Origin of the sequence: Desulfosporosinus sp. I2 (genome assembly GCF_000960765.1) — a bacterium.
Lineage (GTDB): Bacteria > Bacillota > Desulfitobacteriia > Desulfitobacteriales > Desulfitobacteriaceae > Desulfosporosinus.
Map to the genome: position 1 here is coordinate 1 of NZ_JYNH01000330.1, position 395 is coordinate 395.

Annotated in this window: 1 rRNA gene; it reads right to left on the bottom strand. The window is 49.6% G+C overall.

Annotated features, from left to right (window positions below):
- A 16S ribosomal RNA gene (locus tag UF75_RS29580) occupies nt 1-395 on the bottom strand; the annotation flags it as partial.

Genomic DNA, 395 nt, shown 5'->3' on the forward strand with positions numbered 1-395 from the left:
CCCCTCTCAGGCCGGCTACTGATCGTCGCCTTGGTAGGCCTTTACCCCACCAACTAGCTAATCAGACGCGGGTCCATCCATAATCGGTAGCATGTTCAGAGGCCACCTTTCCTTAAAGCTTGATGCCAAGCCTTAAGATTATCCGGTATTAGCCCTCGTTTCCAAGGGTTGTCCCGGCTTTATGGGTAGGTTACCCACGCGTTACTCACCCGTCCGCCACTATCCAACACGTAGTTCGATATTCGATATTCGTTGTTCGAATTGAGTAGTCTTCAAAGCCCTATTAACATATTCTTTTTAGCTCCGAAGTCTATCTATAATCGAACCACGAACCACGAATATCGAACCACGAGTAGACCGTTCGACTTGCATGTGTTAGGCACGCCGCCAGCGTC